The organism is Leucobacter soli, from assembly GCF_042659205.1.
GTDB classification, from domain to species: Bacteria; Actinomycetota; Actinomycetes; order Actinomycetales; family Microbacteriaceae; genus Leucobacter; species Leucobacter soli.
Window position 1 is genome coordinate 1 of the sequence record NZ_JBHSRW010000372.1, and the last position, 1,342, is coordinate 1,342.

Sequence of the window (1,342 nt, forward strand, 5' to 3'; positions counted from 1 at the left end):
GGACGCTCAAGGTGGTCGCCACGACCACCCAGCTGGCCGACTTCGCCGCGCAGGTGGGCGGCAGCGGCATCGCGCTCACCGGGCTGCTCGCCCCCGGCGCCTCCGCCCATCATTTCGACCCGAGCCCCGCCGACCTGCTCGCGCTCGGGGCGGCCGACGTGCTCATCGTCAACGGGGCCGGCCTCGAGACGTTCATCGACAGCGCCGTCGAGGCCTCCGGCTTCAGCGGCACGGTCGTGACCGCGAGCGATGGGATCGACCTCGCCGAGGCCGAGCGCATCACCGCGGAGGCCGAGGAGGAGGCCGAGCACGACCACGATCACGCCGATGAGGATCATGCGGATCACGATCATGCCGATGAGGGCGAGGAGCACGCCGACGAGCATGCTGAAGAGGTGCACGAGCACGACGAGGACCACGCGCACGAGGGCGACGAGCACGACCACGATCACGGCGGCCTCAACCCGCACATCTGGACCTCGCCCCGCCTCGCGCAGGGCATGGTCGCGGAGATCGCGGAGGGCCTGAGCGCGGCGGATCCGGCGCACGCCGCCGGTTACGAGGAGCGGGCGGATGCGTACACCGCGCGGCTCGCCGCCCTCGACACGTGGATCGGCGAGCAGTTCTCGCGAGTGCCCGATGCCGACCGCGTCCTCGTCAGCGGCCACGACTCCCTCCGCTACTACCTGCACGACTACGGCATCGCCTTCATCGGCTCCCTCGTGCCGAGCTTCGAGGACAACGCCGAGCCGAGCGCCGCTCAGATCGACGAGCTGGTCGAGGAGATCCGGGAGCACGGCGTGAAGGCGATCTTCGTGGAGTCGTCGATGAGCCCGAAGCTCGCGCGCACGGTTGCCGCCGAGGCCGGGATCCGAGTGGTCGACGCCGAGAGCCTCTACGCGGACTCGCTGGGCCCGGCCGACACCGCCGCATCCACCTATCTCGGCGCTACGATCGAGAACACGCGCACGATCCTCGAGGCCTGGGGGGCGGGCGTGGATCCGCTGCCGGCAGAACTGGAGAGTCAGTGACGCAGACCCCCGACGAGTGCACTGCCGTGGAGCCGGCCGCCGCAGATGCGGCTGCCGGCTCCACCCCCCCCCCCCCGCCCGACCCAGCCGACCCGATTGTCCGCCTTCGGGGGGCGGCGTTCGGCTATGCCGGCCGGGGCCGGGTCGCCGGGCTCACGCTCGACATCCACGCCGGCGAGGTGATCGCGCTCATCGGCCCGAACGGATCCGGCAAGTCGACACTGCTGCGCGGCCTGCTCGGCCTGGCCGAGCACCTTGGCGGGCAGGTGCAGGTGCTCGGCACGACGCCGACCCGGGCCCGCCAGGGGATC

2 protein-coding genes are annotated in these 1,342 nt (G+C 72.0%); both read left to right on the plus strand.

The features are described from left to right. Positions 1-1,031: metal ABC transporter substrate-binding protein (locus ACFPZL_RS13255; RefSeq protein ID WP_382335836.1), on the plus strand; the 1,031-nt coding region annotated here is incomplete at its 5' end. Then, positions 1,028-1,342: ATP-binding cassette domain-containing protein (locus ACFPZL_RS13260; protein ID WP_382335838.1), on the plus strand; the 315-nt coding region annotated here is incomplete at its 3' end. The genes ACFPZL_RS13255 and ACFPZL_RS13260, both read left to right, overlap by 4 nt.